This window comes from Pseudomonas sp. S2_C03 (genome assembly GCF_054668405.1).
On sequence record NZ_CP162766.1, the window covers coordinates 5,604,459 to 5,626,741 of the forward strand.

At 60.8% G+C, this 22,283-nt stretch carries 24 protein-coding genes and 2 pseudogenes; 15 read left to right on the forward strand and 11 right to left on the reverse strand.

All coding sequences use genetic code 11. The annotated features are described in order from the left end of the window. The first annotated feature begins 27 nt into the window (after positions 1-27). The 3 genes from AB4N64_RS25765 (at position 28) to sutA (ending at position 2,432) form a co-directional block, all read left to right on the forward strand. The gene (locus AB4N64_RS25765) at positions 28-1,365 is read left to right on the forward strand and encodes an ammonium transporter (RefSeq protein WP_460119730.1); all 1,338 of its coding nucleotides are present in this window, start codon (positions 28-30) and stop codon (positions 1,363-1,365) included. Positions 1,366-1,581: 216 nt separating this feature from the next. Continuing rightward, entirely contained in the window at positions 1,582-2,007 is a 426-nt protein-coding gene (locus tag AB4N64_RS25770; protein ID WP_428273959.1) for a secondary thiamine-phosphate synthase enzyme YjbQ, read from the forward strand. Between the two features lie 101 nt (positions 2,008-2,108). After that, positions 2,109-2,432 carry a transcriptional regulator SutA gene (gene sutA / locus AB4N64_RS25775; RefSeq protein ID WP_460119732.1) on the forward strand — a complete coding sequence of 108 codons (324 nt, stop codon included), beginning with the start codon at positions 2,109-2,111 and terminating at the stop codon, positions 2,430-2,432. 107 nt (positions 2,433-2,539) lie between these two features. Here sutA and AB4N64_RS25780 read toward each other — a convergent pair whose 3' ends face one another. From AB4N64_RS25780 to lptM, 6 genes are read right to left on the reverse strand one after another with little or no spacing between them, the layout of a single operon-like run. Continuing rightward, positions 2,540-3,247, reverse strand: coding sequence for an HAD family hydrolase (locus AB4N64_RS25780; protein WP_460119734.1), 708 nt, complete (start codon positions 3,245-3,247; stop codon positions 2,540-2,542). Next, positions 3,244-4,143: a tyrosine recombinase XerC gene (xerC, locus tag AB4N64_RS25785; RefSeq protein ID WP_460119736.1), complete on the reverse strand. Its 900-nt coding sequence runs from the start codon at positions 4,141-4,143 to the stop codon at positions 3,244-3,246. Before xerC ends, AB4N64_RS25780 begins: the two co-directional genes overlap by 4 nt. A 2-nt stretch (positions 4,144-4,145) precedes the next feature. After that, the gene (locus AB4N64_RS25790) at positions 4,146-4,871 is read right to left on the reverse strand and encodes a DUF484 family protein (protein WP_460119738.1); all 726 of its coding nucleotides are present in this window, start codon (positions 4,869-4,871) and stop codon (positions 4,146-4,148) included. A gap of 13 nt (positions 4,872-4,884) precedes the next feature. Next, a complete protein-coding gene (gene dapF, locus AB4N64_RS25795) occupies positions 4,885-5,715 on the reverse strand; it encodes a diaminopimelate epimerase (RefSeq protein ID WP_460119740.1) in 831 nt (276 codons plus the stop codon). A gap of 4 nt (positions 5,716-5,719) precedes the next feature. Beyond that, on the reverse strand, positions 5,720-6,967 hold the full coding sequence (lysA, locus tag AB4N64_RS25800; protein ID WP_460119742.1) for a diaminopimelate decarboxylase: 1,248 nt from the start codon (positions 6,965-6,967) through the stop codon (positions 5,720-5,722). Between the two features lie 9 nt (positions 6,968-6,976). After that, positions 6,977-7,159, reverse strand: a complete 183-nt coding sequence (lptM, locus tag AB4N64_RS25805) for an LPS translocon maturation chaperone LptM (protein ID WP_368556046.1) — start codon at positions 7,157-7,159, stop codon at positions 6,977-6,979. Between the two features lie 186 nt (positions 7,160-7,345). Here lptM and cyaY point away from each other — a divergent pair, with 186 nt between their 5' ends. From cyaY to rnk, 3 genes are all read left to right on the forward strand, one after another. Continuing rightward, on the forward strand, positions 7,346-7,678 hold the full coding sequence (gene cyaY / locus AB4N64_RS25810; RefSeq protein ID WP_460119744.1) for an iron donor protein CyaY: 333 nt from the start codon (positions 7,346-7,348) through the stop codon (positions 7,676-7,678). A gap of 4 nt (positions 7,679-7,682) precedes the next feature. Then, positions 7,683-7,895 (forward strand): DUF1289 domain-containing protein, encoded by a 213-nt coding sequence (locus AB4N64_RS25815; protein ID WP_460119746.1) that lies wholly within the window; start codon positions 7,683-7,685, stop codon positions 7,893-7,895. A gap of 239 nt (positions 7,896-8,134) precedes the next feature. Continuing rightward, positions 8,135-8,545: a nucleoside diphosphate kinase regulator gene (gene rnk / locus AB4N64_RS25820; RefSeq protein ID WP_460119748.1), complete on the forward strand. Its 411-nt coding sequence runs from the start codon at positions 8,135-8,137 to the stop codon at positions 8,543-8,545. Between the two features lie 4 nt (positions 8,546-8,549). Here rnk and AB4N64_RS25825 read toward each other — a convergent pair whose 3' ends face one another. The 3 genes from AB4N64_RS25825 to AB4N64_RS25835 form a co-directional block, all read right to left on the reverse strand. Beyond that, entirely contained in the window at positions 8,550-11,390 is a 2,841-nt protein-coding gene (locus AB4N64_RS25825; protein WP_460119750.1) for a class I adenylate cyclase, read from the reverse strand. 186 nt (positions 11,391-11,576) lie between these two features. Next, complete coding sequence (locus AB4N64_RS25830) at positions 11,577-11,822, reverse strand: TIGR02647 family protein (protein ID WP_460119752.1); 246 nt, start codon at positions 11,820-11,822, stop codon at positions 11,577-11,579. Positions 11,823-12,028: 206 nt separating this feature from the next. Next, positions 12,029-12,313, reverse strand: a complete 285-nt coding sequence (locus tag AB4N64_RS25835; protein ID WP_460119754.1) for a hypothetical protein — start codon at positions 12,311-12,313, stop codon at positions 12,029-12,031. A gap of 124 nt (positions 12,314-12,437) precedes the next feature. Between AB4N64_RS25835 and AB4N64_RS25840 the strand changes: the two genes are divergently transcribed. Continuing rightward, positions 12,438-13,097, forward strand: coding sequence for a glutathione S-transferase family protein (locus AB4N64_RS25840; RefSeq protein ID WP_460119756.1), 660 nt, complete (start codon positions 12,438-12,440; stop codon positions 13,095-13,097). Positions 13,098-13,215: 118 nt separating this feature from the next. Here the strand turns inward: AB4N64_RS25840 and argH are convergent, their stop codons facing one another. Beyond that, positions 13,216-14,610 (reverse strand): argininosuccinate lyase, encoded by a 1,395-nt coding sequence (gene argH, locus AB4N64_RS25845; RefSeq protein ID WP_460119758.1) that lies wholly within the window; start codon positions 14,608-14,610, stop codon positions 13,216-13,218. Positions 14,611-14,951: 341 nt separating this feature from the next. Between argH and AB4N64_RS25850 the strand changes: the two are divergent. From AB4N64_RS25850 to rsd, 8 genes and pseudogenes are all read left to right on the forward strand, one after another. Next, positions 14,952-15,071: pseudogene (locus AB4N64_RS25850) on the forward strand (sensor histidine kinase); the annotation flags it as partial. Beyond that, positions 15,068-15,814, forward strand: coding sequence for a LytR/AlgR family response regulator transcription factor (locus AB4N64_RS25855; RefSeq protein ID WP_460119760.1), 747 nt, complete (start codon positions 15,068-15,070; stop codon positions 15,812-15,814). The pseudogene AB4N64_RS25850 and the gene AB4N64_RS25855, both read left to right, overlap by 4 nt. Before the next feature lie 143 nt (positions 15,815-15,957). Beyond that, the gene (gene hemC / locus AB4N64_RS25860) at positions 15,958-16,899 is read left to right on the forward strand and encodes a hydroxymethylbilane synthase (RefSeq protein ID WP_460119762.1); all 942 of its coding nucleotides are present in this window, start codon (positions 15,958-15,960) and stop codon (positions 16,897-16,899) included. Then, the gene (locus AB4N64_RS25865) at positions 16,896-17,663 is read left to right on the forward strand and encodes a uroporphyrinogen-III synthase (protein ID WP_460119764.1); all 768 of its coding nucleotides are present in this window, start codon (positions 16,896-16,898) and stop codon (positions 17,661-17,663) included. The genes hemC and AB4N64_RS25865 overlap by 4 nt, the downstream gene beginning before the upstream one ends. 16 nt (positions 17,664-17,679) lie before the next feature. Next, on the forward strand, positions 17,680-18,840 hold the full coding sequence (locus AB4N64_RS25870) for a uroporphyrinogen-III C-methyltransferase (RefSeq protein ID WP_460119766.1): 1,161 nt from the start codon (positions 17,680-17,682) through the stop codon (positions 18,838-18,840). Beyond that, positions 18,837-20,076: pseudogene (locus AB4N64_RS25875) on the forward strand (heme biosynthesis HemY N-terminal domain-containing protein). The gene AB4N64_RS25870 and the pseudogene AB4N64_RS25875 overlap by 4 nt, the downstream one beginning before the upstream one ends. Before the next feature lie 261 nt (positions 20,077-20,337). Beyond that, positions 20,338-20,889 carry a disulfide bond formation protein B gene (locus AB4N64_RS25880; RefSeq protein ID WP_460119768.1) on the forward strand — a complete coding sequence of 184 codons (552 nt, stop codon included), beginning with the start codon at positions 20,338-20,340 and terminating at the stop codon, positions 20,887-20,889. Positions 20,890-21,065: 176 nt separating this feature from the next. Next, positions 21,066-21,524 carry a sigma D regulator gene (gene rsd / locus AB4N64_RS25885; protein WP_460119770.1) on the forward strand — a complete coding sequence of 153 codons (459 nt, stop codon included), beginning with the start codon at positions 21,066-21,068 and terminating at the stop codon, positions 21,522-21,524. A gap of 58 nt (positions 21,525-21,582) precedes the next feature. On the opposite strand, the gene AB4N64_RS25890 is transcribed toward rsd, so the two are convergent. Continuing rightward, the gene (locus AB4N64_RS25890; protein WP_460119772.1) at positions 21,583-22,248 is read right to left on the reverse strand and encodes an FKBP-type peptidyl-prolyl cis-trans isomerase; all 666 of its coding nucleotides are present in this window, start codon (positions 22,246-22,248) and stop codon (positions 21,583-21,585) included. Positions 22,249-22,283: the final 35 nt, after the last annotated feature.

Here is a 22,283-nt window from a genome sequence, read left to right on the forward strand (position 1 = left end):
AACCCCAACGCCCCAGGAGAAAACAATATGACTCTGCGTAAATTCGCAGGGCTAGGAGCCCTGTTGTCCATCGTAATGCCAAGCCTGGCCATGGCGGCAGACGAAGTGGCAGCCCCTGTCCTCAATTCCGGCGACACCGCCTGGATGCTGACCTCCACAGCCCTCGTGCTGTTCATGACCATCCCCGGCCTCGCGCTGTTCTACGGCGGCATGGTTCGGTCGAAAAACATTCTTTCCGTATTGATGCAGTGCTTTGCCATTACCGGCCTGATCAGCATCCTGTGGGTCATTTATGGCTACAGCATCGCGTTCGACACCACCGGCATGGAGCAGGGCGTCGTCAACTTCAACTCCTTCTTCGGCGGCATGGGCAAGGCTTTCCTCGCCGGTGTCACGCCAGCCAGCCTGACCGGCCCGGCGGCGCTGTTCCCGGAAGCCGTGTTCATCACCTTCCAGATGACCTTCGCCATTATCACCCCGGCGCTGATCGTCGGTGCCTTCGCCGAGCGCATGAAGTTCTCCGCGATGCTGGTGTTCATGGGCATCTGGTTCACCCTGGTCTATGCACCGATTGCGCACATGGTCTGGTCCGGCAACGGCGGCCTGATGTGGGACTGGGGCGTACTCGACTTCGCTGGCGGCACCGTGGTGCACATCAACGCCGGTATCGCAGGTCTGGTGGCGTGCATCGTGCTCGGCAAGCGTAAAGGCTTCCCGACCACCCCGATGGCTCCGCACAACCTGGGTTACACCCTGACGGGCGCTGCGATGCTGTGGGTTGGCTGGTTTGGTTTCAACGCCGGTTCCGCCGCTGCTGCCAACGGCACTGCGGGCATGGCGATGCTGGTTACCCAGATCGCTACCGCTGCTGCTGCACTGGGTTGGATGTTTGCCGAGTGGATTACCCACGGTAAACCAAGTGCACTGGGTATCGCGTCGGGTGTGGTTGCCGGCCTGGTCGCCATTACCCCGGCGGCGGGCACAGTCGGCCCAATGGGCGCCCTGGTGATCGGCCTGGCCGCTGGCGTGGTGTGCTTCTTCTGCGCCACCACCCTGAAACGCAAACTCGGTTATGACGACTCCCTGGACGCCTTCGGCGTGCACGGTATCGGCGGTATCCTCGGCGCCATCCTGACCGGTGTGTTCGCAGCCCCGTCCCTGGGTGGCTTCGGCACCGTGACCGACATCGCCGCACAAGTCTGGATCCAGTGCAAAGGCGTGGGCTTCACCGTTATCTACACAGCGATCGTCACCTACATCATCCTCAAGGTGCTGGACGCTGTCATGGGCTTGCGTGTCACCGAAGAAGAAGAGGCCGTGGGCATCGACCTGGCCCTTCACAACGAGCGCGGCTACAACCTGTAAGACGCGCGCCACAAAAAAACTGCCCGGCTTGCCGGGCATTTTTTTGCCCGGTATTTGTCAGTAAGGGGGCAGCTGAAAGGTTTTTTCGTACATGTTTGATGGCGTTTGCGCCAAGCGTTTTTTGCAAGCCGATCACTTACGTAATTGAAGGAATATTGGGGCCTTTGTTTTTTCACAGAGCGCGCTAGAATGCGCCCCGAACGTGCGGAGAACTGTATGTGGCAACAGACTCTGATTACCCTGCGGGCCAGGCCCCGGGGCTTTCATCTGGTAACGGACGAGTTACTCGCTGGCCTGCCTGAACTCAAGGCATGCCGGGTCGGTCTGTTGCACTTGTGGCTGCAGCATACCTCGGCGTCGTTGACCATCAACGAGAACGCCGATCCGGCGGTACGTCGCGACTTCGAACGATTTTTCAATCGTCTGATCCCACAAGGCACAGACGGCTATGAGCATAACGACGAAGGCCTGGACGACCTCCCGGCGCACTTCAAGGCCAGCGTACTTGGCTGTCAGCTCAGTTTGCCGATTTCGGCAGGCCGGTTGGCGCTGGGGACATGGCAAGGCGTTTATCTGGGCGAGCACCGTGATCATGGCGGTGCTCGTAAAGTCCTCGCCACCTTATACGGTGAAGGGGCATAAACCGCTGGTCACCAGCGGTTACTGAATTTTTCTGGCAGCCATCGACAGACGGCTAAGCTGGACTATAACTAACCTGCTTTTCGCAAGTCATGAGGTAGAACATGAGCGACGATGATCTGGAAAACGACGACCTCGAAGTAGGCGACGACGACGAAACCGAAGAAGGTTTGGAAGCAGCGGCCGAAGACGTCGCTGAAGACGACGGCGGTGACGTGCCGGCTCCGACCGCCAAAGGCAAAGCCAAGGCTGCAGTGTCGGTCGATGAACTGCCGAGCGTGGAAGCCAAGAACAAGGAGCGCGATGCCTTGGCCAAGGCCATGGAAGAGTTCCTTGCCAGGGGTGGCAGGGTGCAGGAAGTGGAGGCCAATGTGGTCGCCGATCCGCCCAAGAAGCCTGACAACAAGTACGGCAGCCGGCCTATCTGAGCCGCTCCCCTTGCTTGCTGAAAAAGCCCGCCGTCGCTGCGGGCTTTTTCATGGGTGAACAGAAAACTCATTGTGTAGGAGATACCTGTGGGAGCAGGGGATAAATGTCAGGCTGAAGTGCTGTTCCAACCCGCCAACAGCGCCGGCAACTCGGTCAGGCTGCGAATCTCGGCATCCGGCAGGTGCTCTGCTTCCCAGGTCTTACCCGCCGGGTTGAACCAGATGGCCCGCAAACCGGCCTGTTGCGCCCCGGCAATGTCATCACCAGGATGATCGCCGATGTGCACCGCCGTTTCGGCGGTGGCTCCACCACGCTGCAAGGCTTCATGAAACAGTCGCGCATCCGGCTTGGCGATGCCGATGTCTTCGGCGCACAGGGCGAACTTGAAGTAGTCCGCCAGTCCCAGCCGACGCACATCGGCGTTGCCATTGGTGACCACACCCAGGGCGTAGTGATTGGCGAGGATCTCCAGGGTCGGCTGCACGTCCGGGAAGATGTCCAGCTGATGGCGCGCGTGCAGGAACACTTCAAAGCTCTGATCGGCGAGGTCCGATGCCTCGCCGTGTGCGTAACCGGCCTCTTGCAGGGCATGGAACAGCACGCGACGACGCAACGCGCTGATGCGATGCTTGAGTCCAGGCTCAGAGGTCAGCACGCGCTCGCGGATCTCCCACAGATGCTCGACCGGCAACGCGCCCAGGTCCGGCGCATGTTCGGCCAGCCATTCGCGCAGCACGGCTTCGGCAGTGACGATTACCGGGGCGGTGTCCCACAGTGTGTCGTCGAGGTCGAAGGTGATCAACTGGATCGTCATGAATCATCGCCCTTAATGCGTTTGGCCCTTGGATGGGCACTGTCATAGACCGTCGCCAGGTGCTGGAAGTCCAGGTGGGTGTAGATCTGGGTGGTCTTGATGTCCGAGTGGCCGAGCAGTTCCTGCACGGCGCGCAGGTCTTGCGAGGACTCCAGCAAGTGACTGGCGAAGGAGTGGCGCAGCATGTGCGGATGCAGGTTTTGCCCAAGCTCGCGCTCGCCGGCTGCCTTGATGCGTACCTGTACCGCGCGTGGTCCCAGGCGACGGCCTTGCTGGCTGATGAACACCGCGTCGTCCGCCGGATTGGCCATGGCACGCAGGGGTAGCCACAATTCCAGCGCCTCGCGAGCCTTCTGGCCGACGGGCAACAGGCGAGTCTTGCTGCCTTTACCCAGCACCTGGACCATGCCGTCCGCCAGGTCCAGTTGGTCGAGGTTGAGCCCGGTCAGCTCCGACAGGCGCAAACCCGAGGAGTAAAACAGCTCCAGGATTGCCTGGTCACGGCGCGCGAGGAAATCATCCTCCACTGCGCCTTCCAGCAATTGCAGCGCGCGGTCGGTGTCCAGGGTTTTGGGCAACCGACGCTCGCCCTTGGGCGGGGCCAGGCCATTGGCCGGGTCGTGATCGCACAGACCTTCGCGGTTCAGGTAGTGGTAAAGCCCGCGTACCGCCGACAGCAGGCGCGCCAGGCTGCGTGATGATTGGCCTTGGGCGTGCAGGCGGGCGATCAGGCTGCGCAGGCGCTGGATGTCCAGCGCGGCCCAGCTGCCGATGTTCTGCTTGAGGCACCAACCCAGCACTTTGTCGAGGTCACGACGATAGGCCGACAAGGTGTGTGGCGACACCTGCCGCTCACTGCGCAGGTGTTCGCAGTAAGCGTCCAGTTGTCGTTCCACGATCAGCGTACCGAGCGCAGGGGGTTGTTGACCCGTGGCAGCACGCGGCCCATGACTTCGGCGATGTAACTGAGGAACAGGGTGCCCACCGAGCTTTTGTAATGCTGCGGATCACGGCTGGCGATGGCCAGGATTCCGTGGATGCCCTGGTGGCTGATGGCGACAACGGCGGTGGAGCCGATCTGCTTGCGCTGCTCTTCACCGAACAGGAAGTCCAGCTCATGCTCGCGCAGGGTGCCGCTGACGCTCTTGTCCTCCGTCAACAGGCCGCCAATGGCTGTCTGTGCGTCGGCGTGGGTGACCCAGCGGCCAACCGGCATGGGGTTGTCGCCCAAGAGGATGAGGCTTACAAACGGCACCTGAAAGTCCTGGCGCAGGCTGTCCTCGACACACATCACCACATCTTCCAGGCTGGCGGCATCCATCAGCGCGAGGATCAGGCGGCGGGTCTTGTCGAACAGCCGGTCGTTGTCCCGCGCCACATCCATCAAGTGCGAGAGACGATGACGCAGCTCGATATTGCGGTCGCGCAGGATGGTCATCTGCCGCTCGACCAGCGAAATGGTGTCGCCACGCCGATGCGGAATGCGCAGGGACGCGAGCAGTTCTTCGTGCTCGACGAAGAAGTCCGGGTGCGCCTCGAGGTACGCGGCAATCGCCGCCGCCTCAAGGCTTTCAGAGGGGGATTCGTCGGGCTGACGGGCGGGAACCTGAGGCTTGTCGGTCATGGTTTTAGCTCGCTCAAAGACGCACTTGTCCTTCGTAGACTCGCACTGCCGGGCCGGTCATCAGGACTGGTTGGCCCGGGCCTGCCCATTCAATGGACAGACGCCCGCCGGGCAGGTCGATCAATAGCGGCGAATCCATCCACCCCTGACTGATGGCGGCTACCGCTGCCGCGCAAGCGCCGGTGCCGCAGGCCTGGGTTTCCCCAGCGCCGCGTTCCCAGACGCGCAGTTGCGCGCGGTTGCGGTCGATGACCTGGAGGAAACCGACATTGACCCGCGCCGGGAAGCGCGGGTGATGTTCAATTTTCGGCCCCAGCTCATGCACCGGTGCAGCGTTGATGTCGGTGACTCGCAGCACGGCGTGGGGATTGCCCATCGACACGGCTGCAAGGTCGACTTTCTGGCCGTCGACGTCGAGCGAGTAGCTGGATGCCTCGTGGTCGGCGACGAACGGGATATCAGCCGGCACCAGGCGCGGCGCACCCATGTCGACGCTGATCTGACCGTCGTTGCGCACATCCAGCTCGATGATGCCGCTTTTGGTCTCGACGCGAATCTGCCGTTTGGCGGTCAGGCGCTTGTCGAGCACAAAACGGGCGAAACAGCGCGCACCGTTGCCGCACTGTTCCACCTCGGAGCCGTCGGAGTTGAAAATCCGATAACGGAAGTCCACGTCCGGATTGCTCGGTGCTTCGACGATCAGCAACTGGTCGAAACCGATGCCGGTGTGCCGATCGCCCCATTGCTTGGCGTGCTTGGGCTGGATGTGGGCGTGCTGGCTGACCAGGTCGAGAACCATGAAGTCATTGCCCAGGCCGTGCATCTTGGTAAAACGCAGCAGCATGGTTTTACTCCGGCAGCAGGCTTTCGCCAGCGAACAACTCGGCTACCGTTTCACGGCGACGCACTTCGAACGCCTGATCACCGTCCACCAACACTTCGGCGGTACGGCCGCGCGTGTTGTAGTTGGAACTCATGACAAACCCGTAGGCACCGGCCGAATGAACGGCCAGCAGATCACCTTCTTCCAGGGCCAGCTCACGCTCCTTGGCCAGGAAGTCGCCGGTCTCGCAGATCGGCCCGACGATGTCGTAGGTGCGCGCCGAAGTATCGCGTGGGCGCACAGCGGTGACGTTCATCCAGGCCTGGTACAGCGCCGGACGGATCAAGTCGTTCATGGCCGCATCGACGATGGCGAAATCCTTGTGCTCGGTGTGCTTGAGGTATTCGACCTGGGTCAGCAGCACGCCGGCGTTGGCGACGATAAAGCGGCCCGGTTCGAAAACCAGCGCCAGGTCGCGACCGTCGAGGCGTTCGCGCACGGCCTTGATGTAGTCAGCCACCTGTGGCGGCTCTTCATCGCGATACCGTACGCCGACGCCGCCACCGAGGTCGATGTGGCGCAAGTAGATGCCGCAGTCGCTCAGGCGATCAACCAGGCCCAGCAGGCGGTCGAGGGCGTCGAGGAACGGTGGCAGGCTGGTCAGTTGCGAACCGATGTGGCAGTCGACACCGACCACTTCCAGGTTGGGCAACTGCGCGGCACGGACGTACACGTCTTCGGCGTCGGCGATGGCGATGCCGAACTTGTTTTCCTTGAGACCCGTGGAAATGTACGGGTGGGTGCCGGCGTCGACGTCCGGGTTCACGCGCAGTGAAATTGGCGCGCGAACGCCCAGCTCGGCGGCAACCACTTGCAGGCGTTCCAACTCATCGGTGGATTCGACGTTAAAGCAATGAACGCCTACTTCCAGGGCGCGACGCATGTCGTCACGGGTCTTGCCGACGCCGGAGAACACGATCTTGTCAGCGCTGCCACCAGCGGCCAGTACCCGTTCCAGCTCACCACGGGAAACGATGTCGAAACCGGCACCCAATCGGGCCAGGACATTCAGCACGCCCAGGTTGGAGTTAGCCTTGACCGCGAAGCAGACCAGGTGCGGCACGCCTTCCAGCGCATCGGCATAGGCCAGGTATTGCGCCTCGATGTGGGCGCGGGAGTAGACGTAAGTCGGCGTGCCAAAGCGTTCGGCGATGGCGGACAGGGCAACCCCTTCCGCGAACAGCTCGCCGCCACGGTAGTTAAAAGCGTCCATGGCGTTCCCTTATTGGTAGACGTCGTGCTTGTGTGCTTTGGATGGCTGCTTCTGCGAGGACTGCGCCTGTTCGGCAGGGTCCTGGTTCTCGTCTGGCAGGTACAGCGGGCCTTTTTGACCGCAGGCCGACACAAGGCAAGCAAAAGCGACGATCGAGGTGAGCGCAGCAAAGGAAGAGATCAGGCGCTTCATGGCGAAATCCTTGAAAATGCATTAATTGCGCCGGAGTATACCGGCCACCCGGCAGATTGCCTATGCGGCGGGGCTCCCGTCCGGCGGGGGTTGGTCTATACCCATTGCCACAGGTTTGCATTCGGCGGGGCTCGGTCGTATCTTGCGGCGCTTGAGTCTGATCAGATACTTTTTGAGGTTGCCGTAATGAGTTTGTCCGAAGCGCGTTTCCACGATCTGGTCGATGCCACCCAGCAAACCCTGGAAGACATCTTTGACGACAGCGATATGGATATCGACCTGGAGAGCTCGGCCGGTGTGCTGACCGTCAAGTTCGAAAACGGCAGCCAGTTGATCTTCAGCCGCCAGGAACCCCTGCGCCAGCTGTGGCTGGCCGCTGTGTCGGGTGGTTTCCACTTCGACTACGACGAAGAAAGCGAGCGCTGGATGTGCGACAAGAGCGAAGAGCAGTTGGGCGAGATGCTGGAACGCATCGTCCAGCAGCAAGCCGGTGCCGAATTCGACTTCGAAGGTCTGTGAGTTCGTGACCCAGCCGGCACCTGTTCGTCCGCCCAAGCCGCTCTACAGCAACGTCAGTCCCGCAGTGCCTTCGCCGTGCAGTGGCGTGTGCCGGCTGGACGAACACAAAGTCTGCCTCGGCTGTTTTCGCCATGTCGAAGACATTCGCGAATGGCGCTCGGCCGATGATGCCCGCCGTCGGGTCATTTGCGAGCAGGCTGACCAGCGCAAGCTGTAGGAGCGAGCACGCTCGCGATGGTGGTCAACGATGACGCGGGATGTCTGAATGCCAGCGTTATCGTTCACGACCATCGCGAGCACGCTCGCTCCTACAGAGGCAAACGCCCCTGGCTTGTATATTTTTTGAGCTGTGATAGTGTCCGGATACGCCTCAACTCATCGAGGCTTGTGAAAACCCCGCCTGTTTCTGGCGGGGTTTTGCTTTTTTCGTGCAGAAGAAAGGAGTCTGCCCTGATCATGACCGCACCTTCCATCACCCTTACCCGACTGGACGTTCAACGTTTGGAGCGCCTGATCGAAAGCCTGGACGAGAACCTTCCGGGCGTTATTGCGCTGCAAACCGAACTGGATCGCGCCGAGACCCTGGTCGGCCACGATGAAGTGCCTGCCGATGTCGTGACCATGAATTCCCGCGTGCATTGCCGTGAAGAAGGCAGTGGCAAGGATTACCACCTGACCCTTGTCTACCCCAAGGATGCCAATGCCGACGAAGGCCGGATTTCGATCCTGGCGCCCGTGGGCAGCGCGTTGCTTGGGCTGAAGGTCGGGCAGCACATCGATTGGCCGGCTCCGGGTGGCAAAACCCTGAAGCTGACCCTGCTGGAAGTCGAATTTCAGCCTGCCAATGGCGGCGCCTTCCCGGAATAATGTTTCAAAGCAATTCAAGTGCGTCGTTCAAGGCGCGCTCCAGGTCGGCCTTGTAGCGCAGATAAAAATTGCTTGAACTCTGGCCATCCCCGATCAGGCCCGACAGGCCCAGGTCGGTGATGTAGCAGCGGTAACGCTCGGTTTCGCGACGCTGCTCGACAATCTGTCGCGCGACTACGCTGAACAGCTGTTCGCCATGTTCCAGCTCCGAAAACTCCCGCTGATTGCAGTACAACGTAACCTGCACCTCACCGGGCGCGGCTTTGCCGACAATGGCCTGCACGTCGTAGAACGGCTTGGCCGCCGGGGTTTGCGGCGCTGGTCGTACTTCGACCCGCCGGGCGCGTCCGGGGCCGGAAGGCAACAGTTGGTAATACAGTATGTCGAGGCCCGGCTGGTCTGCATCCATTGGCAGCAAGGTATCGCGACGGTACTGGATCGATTGCAGGAAGCGTTGCAGCGGCACCAGCAGGCTTTGTTCGTCGTGGTAGGGCAGGCGCTGCTGCCACAAGGCGTTGAATTCATCCAGCACGTACAAATCGGCCTGATTGTCCTGAATGCGGAAAAAAACCTGAATGCACGCAGGTTGGCCCATGGGCAGGACCAGTGCCAGGTCGTGATCTTCCAGGGCCATCGGGTCCAGGTGCAGCGGGCTGTAGCTCGCGAGTCCTTCACCCAGGTAGTCGAACAGCGCCGGCAGCGTGGCATGGGCCACGTGAGTGACCTGGCCGGGCAACAGTTCCAGCACGTGATAATGCTGCTGGACCTGAATCAGGTAGCGATGATTGAGTTTGCTCAGCAGCAGGGTCTGCGCGGTGTCGAATACCTCTTCGACTCGGCGGGCGATGAACTGCGCGCGGTTATGACAGAAGCATCGCACGCGTAATCTGGGCTGATGCGGGCCGTCCGGCAGATTGTTCAGGTAGTCCCGCAGGCAGTCGAGCAAGGCGTGAGCCCCGTCAAATCGGCTGACCAATACTTCGTTCCAACTGTTGAGCGTGACCTGATCCAGGGTCAGCACCAGGTTCTCACGGACTCCGGCATAACTCAGGGAGTCAGTGCGCTCCGTGGTCATCAGGATGTTCAGGTCGCGATGGTGCTTGAGCGGGTCAACGCCGACGTTCACCAGGATCAGCACCTCGCTCGGCACACTGGCACGCAGCAGCGGTTCCTCGGCAACCGTGGTCAAGGGCAGCGCGATGCTTTGCTGCAAGCTGCCGAGCAGGTTGAACAGTTCGAACTCACTCAGGTCGCTCTCGCCAGGATGCAGGGCCAGGCGCGTGCTGCTGTCGATCACGCCGTTGCGGTGGCACCAACTCAATAACTCAAGCAGATGACGGCTGCGTTTGATCGGCGCGAAATGCTCCCATTCGAGCGCGGTCAGGCTGCCGTTGTAGAGGCCCCAGTAGGTTTGCACCGATTCGGCCTTGTTAGGCGAGTGCACCAGCGTCAGGGTGTCTTCGGCCAGGTCGGGAGCAATGCCTGGGTTGATGAATTCGACTTTGTCCGCCTTCCGCTCGAACGCCGCGTACAGACGTCGCCCCAGCACGTTGAGGTCGCGCTTGTTGATCAAGCTCACGGTTTGTTCGCTGCGAGCAAAGTCGGTCAGGAAGCGATAGCTGTAATTGAGTTCGTTAACCAGCGCGCGGCGTTCGGCGCTCACCTGGCGGACTTTCCACTGGCTGCGGCTGTCGAGCAGCACGAGTTGGCGATGATCCCAATGCCATTCGTGGGCCAGGCGTTCCAGTAGCGAACGCTGCCAGCTTTGGCTGCGGCTGCTGCCGGTGAGTTTACGGTTGACCTTCAGGTACAGCGCTCGCCGAACCAGTTCGAGACGCTCGGTTTCGCCGCGGCCGATGAGGTATTCCTCGATGCGCCGGTAAACCATCATGTAGGGGTCCAGCTCGTCGAGATCCAGGCGATTGGCGAACACCGCCTGCTTGTAACGCAGGCTCAGGCACTGAACCCTCGGATGCTCGCTGGCGTAGACCTCGGTCAGCAGCAGTTTGAGCACTGACTTGTAGGGCGACTCGATTCCCTTGAACAGCTGCCAGAGCCCGGCGCCGATGAATTCGCCCGGCGGGATGTAGGCCAGATGCCCCAGATCAAGGGATTCGTCGGCGCGGATAAAACGTTTGGATAGCAACGTATGGGTATAGCGGTCGTAGCTGGCCTCTTCGTAAACCGGTACCAGCCACCAGATGGGTGTACGCCCGGCCAGCCAAATGGCGGTGCGGTAGAACTCGTCCAGCAGCAGATAGTGCTGGGTGGTGCCGCAGTCTTCCGAACTCAACTGCGTATCGCGCTCGCCGAGCACGAATCGGGCCGGTTCGATCAAAAAGAAATGCGCCTCGGCGCCCTGGCTCGCGGCCCATATTTCCAGCAGCTGGCACTTTTTGCGCAGTTCGGCGAGCGCTTGCTCCGTCAGGTCTGGCGCGTGGCAGACCCAGAAGTCCATGTCGCTCTGATCGGCCTGCGCGAGTGTGCCGAGACTGCCCATCAGGAACAGGCCATGGATCGGGCGGGGTGGATTGCTGCCGTGGCGTGGCTTGTAGGAAAACGAGCGGGTCAGGCGCTGGGCTTCGGCCAGCACGTCGGCATCGGGCTCAAAATTGGACAGCCCGGCGGGGGTACTGCCCGAGACGTAACCCGGCAGCAGGGGATGATTAACGTGGAAAAACAGCGGCAACAGGGTCAGAACGCTCTGCTGGCGGGTGGACAGACCCTCCATGGCGCGGGCCATGCGACCTTCATTTAGCTTTAAAAAGCGCGCACGTAGCTGGCTGAGCACCTTGCGGTCGATGCCTTCGTCCAGATCGGGGCGGATTTCATGGGTGCGGGTCATGTCAGCTCAAACCGGCTCGCAGGGACTCGGACATCATGTCTCGGGATGAAGCGCAGTTTAGCCTTCCAGCGGCGGGACGTTTAAGTGGATTTTGTTTTTGACGTCAGATTTCTGTTGCGCGGCAAGCAATGGAGTGTGCCCGCGGAAATCCCGGGGATGGGTTTTCCGTGGGCTATACGCTGGTGATCAGGCCGTTTCCGACGTTTTCAGAATAGTCAGCACCGTTTGCACGCTTTGTGCGGCGTCGCGGCCAAGGCTGGTCAGGTAACCGCCGTCGGGCTGGTCGATCAGTTCTTTCTCATACAGGCGTTGAGCGGCAGCGATAGCTTTTGGGGCAGCGGTTTGATGAATTTTCAAACCTTCCTGGGAACTGTCCAGGTTGAAGAGGGCAAGGATTTCCAGTTCGGCAACCAATTCAGGCGTAAGCGACATAGGGACTCCAGACTTTCTAGGAATTGGACGACAGCGTCCCTAAGGTGAACCTGCTTGTGCGGCATGTCCAGTGCAAATCCATGTCTTTCTCACTGTAGGAGCGAGCTTGCTGGCGAGGCGGTGTGTCAGCTTGAGGTGATGTCGGCTGACCTACCGCCTCGCGAGCATTCGAGCGTCGACCGGCTGTTCCTACAGGGACTGTGAAATCACTGTTTTTCCGGGGGCAATTCGGGCAAGGCGCGCAGTGCGGCTTCGTACCATTGGGTGTTGAATGCGCGGTCTTCTTCGAGGATCGCGTCGATTTCTACCGCCAGGACGTGGGCCATCAGGTTGAGGATTTCTTCGCGCTCGTAGCCCACCAGGGTCAATTTGTTGAAGGTGGCCTTGGCGGCGGGCGGGTTGTCGCTTTCGATCTGGTTCTCGATCGCTTCGATCAGGGTGTTCTCGGTGAATTCTTCTTCGTCGGTGTCGATATCTGTTGGCTCGCTCATGGCAGGCTCCTCAAGTTCAGGCGGGCAGTTTACCTGTATTCAGTGCGGTGATGCTGCTGGCGAGAACGCCTCGAGCGTTCTATAAACAAGCACTGCCCACCCCGCACGGCCTGGAGGCTTTGTGATGCTCGAGCTTTATGGATTTTCCGTCAGTAACTACTACAACATGGTGAAGCTGGCGCTGCTGGAAAAAGACCTGCCTTTCAAGGAAGTGCCATTCTATGGCGGTCAGGAGCGTGAAGCGTTGGCCATCAGCCCACGCGGCAAGGTGCCGGTGTTGCGTGTGGAGCAGGGGTTCATCAACGAGACGTCGGTCATCCTCGAATACATCGAGCAAACCCAAAAGGGCAAGCCATTGCTGCCTGTCGAACCTTTTGAGCGGGCCCAGGTACTGGCGCTGGCCAGGGAAATCGAGCTGTACATCGAACTGCCCGCGCGTGCCTGTTACGCCGAGGCATTCTTTGGCATGAGTCTGCCGGAGGCGATCAAGGAAAAGGCCAAGGCCGAGTTGCTGCTGGGGATCGCCTCACTGGGACGTCACGGCAAATTCAGCCCCTATGTTGTGGGCGAGAGCTTGAGCGTGGCGGATCTGTACTTCCTGTACAGCGTGCCGCTGGCCTGTGGGGTGGCGAAAAAGCTGTTCGACATGGATCTGCTGGCGCAATTGCCAGCGGCCAAGGCGCTGCTTGAGCGTCTGGAGCAGAACCCGAATGTTCAGCGGGTGGCGGCGGATCGGGAGGCGGCTATGCCGGCGTTCATGGCGATGGTGGCGAGCAAGAAGTAGATTTGTAGCGAATTCGAGGCTGTCATCGCGGGCAAGCCCGCTCCCACAGTTGATCCCCAGTGTTCATGAGATCCCTGTGGGAGCGGGCTTGCCCGCGATGCTTTTGGCTTTTGGGATTTTACCGGCCAGCGAGCAACGCCTGGCCGCGTACCACGGCAGCCTTCACCTGCGCCGGCGCGGTACCGCCGATGTGATTACGGGCGTTGACCGAACCTTCCAGGGTCAGGACGGCGAAAACGTCCTGATCAATCTGGTCGCTGAACTTGCGCAGTTCTTCCAGGCTCATTTCTGCCAGGTCCTTGCCGGTGTCTACGCCGTACTTCACGGCATGGCCGACAATTTCGTGGCAATCACGGAACGGCAGGCCACGGCGCACCAGGTAGTCGGCGAGGTCGGTGGCGGTGGAAAAGCCGCGCAGTGCAGCTTCACGCATGATGGCGTGCTTGGGCTTGATCGCCGGAATCATGTCGGCGAAGGCACGGAGCGAATCGCGCAGGGTGTCGGCGGCGTCGAATAGCGGTTCCTTGTCTTCCTGGTTGTCCTTGTTGTAGGCCAGCGGCTGGCCTTTCATCAGGGTCAGCAGGCCCATCAGTGCGCCAAACACGCGGCCGGTCTTGCCGCGTACCAGCTCCGGCACGTCCGGGTTTTTCTTTTGCGGCATGATCGAGCTGCCGGTGCAGAAGCGGTCCGGCAGGTCGATGAACTGGAATTGCGCGCTGGTCCACAGCACCAGCTCTTCGGAGAAGCGCGACAGGTGCATCATCGCGATGCTTGCCGCCGAGCAGAACTCGATGGCGAAGTCACGATCCGACACGTTGTCCAGCGAGTTGCCGCCCACTGCCTCGAAACCCAGCAGCTGCGCGGTGTATTCGCGGTCGATCGGGTAGGTGGTGCCGGCCAGCGCGGCGCTGCCCAGGGGCATGCGGTTGGCGCGCTTGCGACAGTCCACCAGGCGCTCGTAGTCGCGGCTGAGCATTTCGAACCAGGCCAGCATGTGGTGCCCGAAGGTCACCGGCTGTGCGGTTTGCAGGTGGGTGAAGCCTGGCATGATGCTGTCGGCTTCGCGCTCGGCCTGCTCCAGCAAGCCTTTTTGCAGGCGCGTGATCTCGCCCAGGATCAGGTCGATTTCGTCGCGCAGCCACAGGCGGATGTCGGTGGCGACCTGGTCATTGCGGCTGCGGCCGGTGTGCAGTTTTTTACCGGTGACGCCGATGCGGTCGGTCAGGCGCGCCTCGATGTTCATGTGCACGTCTTCGAGGTCGATGCGCCAGTCGAACTGGCCGGCCTCGATTTCGCTCTGAATGGTTTTCAGGCCGTCGATGATGCTGTCGCGCTCGGCATCGGTCAGCACGCCGACCTTGGCCAACATGGTGGCGTGGGCGATCGAGCCCATGATGTCGTGGCGATACAGGCGCTGGTCGAAGGTGACGGAGGCGGTGAAGCGGGCGACGAAGGCGTCGACGGGTTCACTGAAGCGGCCGCCCCAGGACTGATTGGTCTTGTCAGTGCTCATGAATTCGCTCGTATCGGCTGGAATAAAGATGGCGTTAAAACTGTCGCGAATAATAACAGGGTTGCCAATCCTGTCGTTGACGCTGGTCGACAGGTTTTCGCCGGGGCGCGCCGGAATCGACTCCCCCGCGACAGGAAATGCGCAACGATATTTTTCAATTGAGCAATAACGTGCCTGCAACCGTCTACAGTTGGACAGTAGGAACAATGCACTTCTGGGTGCGCCTGCTGACTACATAAGAAGAGGGGGTGTTCATATTGCGTATCAGCAAACCCTGTGGCGATGCCTCGCCAATGCGGGCCTGGGCCGCCAATTACCCGGCAGATGAAAATTTAGCCGTCCGCCCGGCGGCACTTTTTGGCCCTCGCGCTAGTCTTAGCGTGGATCGCGGTGACGGACGTCACTTCACCTGTCTACGCTATCCTTTTGCGAGACTCACGCAGGAATCCAGCGCAATATGAATGTCCTGATCGTTGACGACGACCCCCTTGCCCGCGAGCGCCTGAGCCGAATGGTTGGCGAACTCGAGGGATACAGTGTCCTGGAGCCCAGCGCCACGAATGGCGAAGAAGCGTTGGCACTGATCGACAGCCACAAGCCGGATATCGTATTGCTTGATATCGGCATGCCGGGCCTCGATGGCCTGCAGGTGGCTGCCCGATTGTGCGAACGCGAAACCCCGCCAGCCGTGGTGTTTTGCACAGGGTCCGATGAATTTGCCGTGGAAGCCTTGCAGGCCAGCGCCGTAGGCTATCTGGTGAAACCGGTGCGTACAGAACAATTGCATGATGCGTTGAAAAAAGCCGAGCGTCCCAATCGTGTCCAGCTCGCCGCCCTGACCCGTCCTGCCGCCGAGTCCGGCAGCGGCCCGCGCAGCCACATCAGCGCGCGTACCCGCAAGGGTATTGAACTGATCCCGCTGGGGCAGGTGGTTTACTTCATTGCCGACCATAAATACGTGACCTTGCGCCATGAAAGCGGTGAAGTGCTGCTCGATGAGCCGCTCAAGGCGCTTGAGGATGAATTCGGTGACCGGTTCGTGCGTATCCACCGCAACGCACTCGTCGCTCGCGACCGCATCGAACGCTTGCAGCGTACGCCGCTGGGGCATTTCCAACTGTTTCTCAAGGGCCTCAATGGCGATGCCCTGATCGTCAGCCGCCGCCATGTGGCCGGCGTGCGCAAAATGATGCAACAGCTGTAATCCGCCCTGCGCAGGCGAATTTATCCATTGAGTACCGGGCATTCAGGGCCAGGGAGGCCGAGTATTACCTGATACAAGTCAAAGTGGATTTGGCTGAGCTGTTATCATCCGCCGTATCTCTTCCAGTACGGATTGATTGATCCATGTCCTCTCGCGAAATTCGCATCGCCACCCGCAAAAGCGCCCTCGCCCTGTGGCAGGCCGAATACGTCAAAGCGTGTCTGGAGAAGGCCCATCCGGGTCTGCTCGTGACGCTGGTCCCCATGGTCAGTCGCGGCGACAAGCTGCTGGACTCTCCATTATCGAAAATCGGCGGCAAAGGCCTGTTCGTCAAGGAGCTGGAAACCGCGCTGCTGGAAAACGAAGCCGATATCGCCGTGCACTCCATGAAAGACGTGCCGATGGATTTCCCCCAGGGCCTGGGCCTGTTCTGCATCTGCGAGCGTGAAGACCCGCGTGATGCGTTCGTCTCCAACACCTACGCCAGCCTCGACGCGTTGCCTCAGGGCAGCATCGTCGGCACCTCCAGCCTGCGTCGTCAGGCCCAGTTGCTGACCCGCCGCCCTGACCTGGAGATCCGTTTCCTGCGTGGCAACGTCAACACGCGCCTGGCCAAGCTGGATGCCGGTGAGTACGACGCCATCATCCTGGCCGCCGCCGGCCTGATCCGCCTGGGCTTCGAAGATCGCATCACTTCGACCATCAGCGTCGATGACAGCCTGCCGGCCGGTGGTCAGGGGGCTGTAGGTATTGAATGTCGCACCGCCGACAGCGAAATCCACGACCTGCTTGCGCCGTTGCACCACCAGGACACCGCCACCCGCGTGACGGCCGAGCGAGCCCTGAATAAACATCTGAATGGCGGCTGCCAGGTGCCTATCGCGTGCTACGCCGTGCTCGAAGGCGAGCAGGTCTGGTTGCGCGGCCTGGTGGGCGATCCGAACGGCGGTCTGTTGCTCAGTGCCCAGGCCCGGGCGCCGCGTGGCGATGCTCAGGCGCTGGGTGTCCAAGTGGCCGAAGACCTGCTGAGCCAGGGCGCCAATGACATTCTCAAAGCGGTCTATGGCGAGGCTGGTCACGAGTGAACGGCTGGCGCCTGCTGCTGACACGTCCTGCGGATGAGTCGGCAGCGCTGAGCCAGGAGCTGGCGAAAACGGGGATTTTCAGCAGCAGTCTGCCGCTTTTGGAGATCGAACCGATTCCGGCTTCTGACACAATGCGCCAGGTGATTGAGGCGTTGGCGCGCTACTGCGCGATCATCGTGGTCAGTAAACCCGCCGCCAGAATCGCGGTGCAGTTGCTCAAGCAATATGGGCAGCAAGCCGCAGGCTCGAAGTGGTTCAGTGTGGGCGCGGCAACGGCGCAGATCCTCGACCATCATGGTTTGAATGTCAGTTTCCCCCCCGAGGGTGATGACAGCGAAGCCTTGCTGCAACTGGCCGCGCTGCGCGAGGCTGTTGCACGGCCGGATTCGCGGGTGCTGATCATGCGCGGGGAGGGCGGGCGCGAACTGCTTGCCGAGCGTATGCGCGAGCTTGGTGCTAGTGTCGATTATCTGGAGCTGTACCGTCGTGGCCTGCCGCACTATGCGCCGTCAACCTTGCCCGAGCGGATCAACGCGGAACGCTTGAACGGGCTGGTGGTCAGCAGTGGACAGGGTTTTGAGCACCTGTACCAATTAGCCGGCGCTGCCTGGCCACGATTAGCGCAGCTGCCATTGTTTGTACCAAGCCCGAGGGTTGCCCAGCTGGCACGTGCCGCCGGGGCCCAAACAGTTGTGGATTGCCGCGGCGCCAGTGCCGCGGCTTTGCTGGCGGCGTTACGGGAACACCCCGGACCCGTCCTCTAATGCAAAGGATGGATACGTGAACGAAACTGCCTTGCCTAAAGAAGACTCCCGGCCAGTGAACGATCTCGATGCGTCGGTTGAAACACCGGTTGAAAGCGCCCCTGTGGCGGCACCCCAGCGTCGAGGCAATGGCCTGGCAATCGTCGCGCTGCTGCTTGGCGCGGCGGGTGTGGCGGTCGGCGGCTGGGGCGTGTGGCAGGTCCGTCACCTGCAAGCCAGTACCCAACAGCAGTTGAGCCAGGTGCAGGCGCTGAACGATCAGGCGCAGAACCTCAAGCTCAACGAACAGCGCCTCAGCGCACGGCTCGAGCAAATGCCCGCCGCCGAAGAGCTGGATGCGCGCAGTCGTCTGGTGGTCCAGTTGCAGGGCGATCAGCAGCGTTTGAATCAACGTCTGGAAACCGTCCTGGGTGCAAGTCGCAAGGATTGGCGCCTGGCCGAGGCCGAACATTTGCTGCGCCTGGCCAGCTTGCGGCTTTCGGCGTTGCAGGACATCAGCAGCGCACAGGCGCTGGTGCAGGGCGCTGACGAAATTCTTCGCGAACAGAACGACCCGGGATCGTTTGCCGCCCGTGAACAAGTAGCGAAAACCCTGGTCGCCCTGCGCAGTACCGAACAGCCTGATCGCACCGGCCTGTTCCTGCGCCTGGGTGCATTGCGTGACCAGGTGATCAATCTCACGGAGCTGGCGCCCGAATACAAGGATCGGGGTGAGTCGTTGCTGGGCCTGACCGCCGATGGCGATGGCGCCAGTCGCTGGTCGCAATGGTGGGATCAGATTTCCCGTTACATTCGCATCGATTTCAATGCCGACAAGAATGTCCGCCCGTTGTTGGCCGGCCAGAGTCTGAGCCAGGTGCGCCTGGCCTTGAGCCTGGCGCTGGAGCAGGCGCAATGGGCGGCGCTCAACGGTCAGGCGCCGGTGTATACCCAGGCGCTGGCCGAGGCGCGGGACGTGCTCAAGGGCAACTTCAACCCGGATAATCCGCAGAGCAAAGTGATGCTCGAGCAGGTGAGCGAGTTGAGCAAGGAGCCGGTCACGGTGGCCACCCCTGACCTGACCGGCACCTTGAGCGCCGTTCAAGCCTACCTGGAACGCCGCAACGTCAACGCCGAAGACTCGATCAAGCCCCTGGCCAAGCCGGTCACGAACACCGCGCAGGAGGCCACGCCATGAAACGCCTCTATGTGATCGTGTTCCTGGTGATCGCCGCAGCCGCTGCGCTGGGGTTGGCGATCGCCGAGCATTCCGGCTACGTGCTGATCGCCTACAAGAGCTTTCGTTTCGAATCGAGCCTGTGGGCGACCCTGGCCCTGATCGCAGTGTTATGGCTGGTGTTCTGGGGGATCAAGACCCTGGTCGAATTGGTGCTCACCTCCGGCGGTGTGGTCAACCCCTGGTCGCAGCGCAATCGCAGCCGCCGGGTGCAGGTTGCCATTGAGCATGGCCAACTGGACCTGGCCGAAGGTCGCTGGGCCAGCGCGCAGCGTCATTTGCATCGCGCCGCCGAAGCCGAGCGCCAGCCGTTGCTTTATTACCTTGGCGCGGCACGCGCGGCCAACGAGCAAGGTCTCTACGAGCAAAGCGATAACTTGCTGGAGCGTGCACTGGAGCGCCAGCCTCGGGCTGAACTGGCCATTGCCTTGAACCATGCTCAGTTGCAGACTGATCGCGGCGATACCGAAGGCGCCCTGGCAACGCTGCAAGCGATGCATGAGCGTCACCCGCATAACGTTCAGGTATTGCGTCAATTGCAGCGTTTGCATCAACAGCGCGGTGAATGGTCGCAAGTGATTCGCCTGTTGCCGGAGCTGCGCAAGGACAAGGTGTTGCCGGCCTCCGAGCTCGCTGAGCTGGAGCGTCGGGCGTGGGGGGGAAAACCTTTCCCTGGCCGCCCAACGTGGAGAGGACGGCACGGTCGGCTTGCAGTCCCTCAATCGCGCTTGGCAGCAACTCACCTCGGCGCAACGCCAGGAACCGCAACTGATCGTGGCGTATGCCGAACAGCTGCGGCAACTGGGCGCTCAGGTCGAAGCCGAGGAGGTTCTGCGAACGGCGCTCAAGCGCAGCTATGACAGCCATCTGGCGCGCCTCTACGGATTGGTTCGCGGCAGTGATCCGGCGCGCCAGTTGCAGACTGCCGAGGGCTGGTTGAAAAACCATCCCGCCGATCCGAGCTTGTTGTTGACCTTGGGGCGTTTGTGCCTGCAAAACAGCTTGTGGGGCAAGGCGCGCGATTATCTGGAAAGCAGTTTGCGCGTGCAGCGCAACCCGGAAGCCTGCGCGGAACTGGCGCGGTTGCTGGCACAGTTGGGTGACACCGAGGGCAGCAATCAACTGTTCCAGGAAGGCCTTGGCCTTCTGGATGATCGTTTGCTGGCGGCACCGCTGCCGGTTTCCGCTCACGCTTGATGGCTCAATATTTAAAATCGTCGGCGATAGCGCCGGCGGTTTTAAATGTGTGAATGATGCCAATCAAACCCGACAAATCTGTACATTTTTGGCAGGCTTTTTCAGCCTGAGAAAGAATCCTACGAAGCACTACATTCTTTCCTCTGGAATCTGTCGGGAAATGCCTACAGGTGCGGAGGAAGTCTCCCTGCTGCGCTGCCTTGAAAGGCTGCCACGCTTTCCTCTACCGTAACCACTTGTCTCTATTGGTACGGAAACGCCATGTCACTGGCCTGCTCACGCTCCTTGTTTTTCATGGTTTTCGTCGCTGGTGCCTTGGCCGTGGGCGTGTCCTATTACCTGGAATATGTCGTTGGCCTACAGCCCTGCGCCATGTGTGTGTTGCAGCGGATGTGTCTGGCTCTGCTCACAGGGTGCTGTCTACTGGCGTCGGTGCATGGGCCGGGCCGATTGGGCTCTTTTGTCTATTGGCTGTTGGCCGCGCTGTGCAGCCTGGCGGGAACGGCAACGGCGTGGCGTCAGGTGTTGTTGCAGGGTGACCCGCAAGAGGCTCTGGCGATCTGCTCTCCCAGCCTGGCGGATCTGCTGGCGAGTACCCCCTGGATGTACGTGGTGCCGCTCATGTTTAACGGTTCAGCGGATTGCTCGCACATTTCCTGGACGCTGTTCGATTTGAGCGTTCCTGAGTGGAGCCTGCTGTTCTTCGTCGCCATGTCCACCCTGGCCGTTTACCAGTTATTGCGCGTGCTGCGCATTGCTTGCCAACGACCGCTCAGCGGCGAGTCGTCGCACTCGGTGCTGGCTGGCGATTAAACACTTGTATGAACTTTATCTCCTGCGTACCTTGAAGCCATTGGCGTGCGGGCATAATCTGGCCCGCACGTGTCATCGCAATCATGTTGCTCGAATGGCGCGCTGCCTGACCGATCCCGCCCTTCAAGAGCGAGACGGCCAAGGGTGGCATGACCCACAAGGGAAGAGAGATCACCATGCTCGAAAGTTGTCAGAATGCTCAGGAACGCTGGGGTGGAGTGCATCTGCTGATCGATCGCTGGTTGCAGGAGCGTCACGAACTGGTTCGGGCCTATGATGCTCTCGGCGCCAAGCCAGAGGCTCTGGGGGAGAACCGCACACCATTGCAGGAATTCTGCGGCGTGCTGGTCGATTACGTGTCTGCCGGGCACTTCGAGATCTATGAACAACTGACGGGCGAAGCCAAGGCATTTGGCGACACCCGTGGACTCGAACTGGCCGAGACGATCTACCCACGCATCGACGTCATCACCGAGAAACTGCTCGGGTTCAACGATCTGTGTGACGCAGGTAAATGCGTGGCAGAGAAGTTCAAGGAACTGGGTGGTCTATTGCACGAGCGCTTCGAGCTCGAAGACTGCCTGATCGAAGTCCTGCACACCGCTCACAAGGAAGAAGATTCAGTCCAGGCCTGAACCCTCTTGCGATATAAAAAAACGGTGCGCCTTGCGCACCGTTTTTCATTTCTGTCGTTCAACTGGTGGCGCCGCGTAATTCGACTTCGAACACCAGTGGTGTGAACGGGTCGATCAAGTCGCCGGCGCCGTCGGCCCCATAGGCCTGGTCCGATGGAATCACCAGCCGCCACTTCGCACCGACCGGCATGTTTTGCAGGGCGCTACGCCAACCGCTGATCACGCTGTCGAGGCTGAACCATTGTGGCTGGTTGTTCTGATCGAACACGGTGCCATCCGGAAGACGGCCGACATACAACACCTGCACCTTGCCGTTCGGACCTGCCTTCGCACCGGCGCCTGGCACCAGTTCGGTGAGCAGGACACCGTCGGCCAATTCACGAACACCGGGTTTGGCTTTTTCCGCGGCGAGAAATTTCTTTTCTTTTTCGAGGGCGGCTTCACTCTGCGGTGCGCTTTGCTGCAACGCCATTTGCGCTTCGTGCTCCGTCAGGATCTGTTCGATCTGGTCGTCCTTGAGCGCCAGGGGCTTGCCCTGATAGGCCTGCTGCAAGCCTTCGATCAAGGCCTGAAGTTGCAGCTCGGGGGCCTCCAGGCGCAACCGCTCACCGAGGCTCGCGCCCAGGCTGTAGGCGAGATCGTGGGCTTGAGTTTCACTGGTTTTTTCGGCGGCGTGGGCCGCGGAAAAAAACACGCACAGCGATAAAAAAAGGTAGCGCGACATCGTCACTCTCCGACCTGAGATGCGGCAGATTACGC

Coding starts and splice junctions, on each gene's coding strand:
- lptM (WP_368556046.1), bottom strand. CDS start 7,159: ATGAAGCGCCTGATCTCTTCCTTTGCTGCGCTCACCTCGATCGTCGCT.
- AB4N64_RS25840 (WP_460119756.1), top strand. CDS start 12,438: ATGCTCGAGCTTTATGGATTTTCCGTCAGTAACTACTACAACATGGTG.
- AB4N64_RS25835 (WP_460119754.1), bottom strand. CDS start 12,313: ATGAGCGAGCCAACAGATATCGACACCGACGAAGAAGAATTCACCGAG.
- AB4N64_RS25855 (WP_460119760.1), top strand. CDS start 15,068: ATGAATGTCCTGATCGTTGACGACGACCCCCTTGCCCGCGAGCGCCTG.
- AB4N64_RS25825 (WP_460119750.1), bottom strand. CDS start 11,390: ATGACCCGCACCCATGAAATCCGCCCCGATCTGGACGAAGGCATCGAC.
- AB4N64_RS25880 (WP_460119768.1), top strand. CDS start 20,338: ATGTCACTGGCCTGCTCACGCTCCTTGTTTTTCATGGTTTTCGTCGCT.
- hemC (WP_460119762.1), top strand. CDS start 15,958: ATGTCCTCTCGCGAAATTCGCATCGCCACCCGCAAAAGCGCCCTCGCC.
- AB4N64_RS25765 (WP_460119730.1), top strand. CDS start 28: ATGACTCTGCGTAAATTCGCAGGGCTAGGAGCCCTGTTGTCCATCGTA.
- rsd (WP_460119770.1), top strand. CDS start 21,066: ATGCTCGAAAGTTGTCAGAATGCTCAGGAACGCTGGGGTGGAGTGCAT.
- argH (WP_460119758.1), bottom strand. CDS start 14,610: ATGAGCACTGACAAGACCAATCAGTCCTGGGGCGGCCGCTTCAGTGAA.
- cyaY (WP_460119744.1), top strand. CDS start 7,346: ATGAGTTTGTCCGAAGCGCGTTTCCACGATCTGGTCGATGCCACCCAG.
- dapF (WP_460119740.1), bottom strand. CDS start 5,715: ATGCTGCTGCGTTTTACCAAGATGCACGGCCTGGGCAATGACTTCATG.
- AB4N64_RS25770 (WP_428273959.1), top strand. CDS start 1,582: ATGTGGCAACAGACTCTGATTACCCTGCGGGCCAGGCCCCGGGGCTTT.
- AB4N64_RS25780 (WP_460119734.1), bottom strand. CDS start 3,247: ATGACGATCCAGTTGATCACCTTCGACCTCGACGACACACTGTGGGAC.
- lysA (WP_460119742.1), bottom strand. CDS start 6,967: ATGGACGCTTTTAACTACCGTGGCGGCGAGCTGTTCGCGGAAGGGGTT.
- AB4N64_RS25890 (WP_460119772.1), bottom strand. CDS start 22,248: ATGTCGCGCTACCTTTTTTTATCGCTGTGCGTGTTTTTTTCCGCGGCC.
- AB4N64_RS25790 (WP_460119738.1), bottom strand. CDS start 4,871: ATGACCGACAAGCCTCAGGTTCCCGCCCGTCAGCCCGACGAATCCCCC.
- sutA (WP_460119732.1), top strand. CDS start 2,109: ATGAGCGACGATGATCTGGAAAACGACGACCTCGAAGTAGGCGACGAC.
- rnk (WP_460119748.1), top strand. CDS start 8,135: ATGACCGCACCTTCCATCACCCTTACCCGACTGGACGTTCAACGTTTG.
- AB4N64_RS25830 (WP_460119752.1), bottom strand. CDS start 11,822: ATGTCGCTTACGCCTGAATTGGTTGCCGAACTGGAAATCCTTGCCCTC.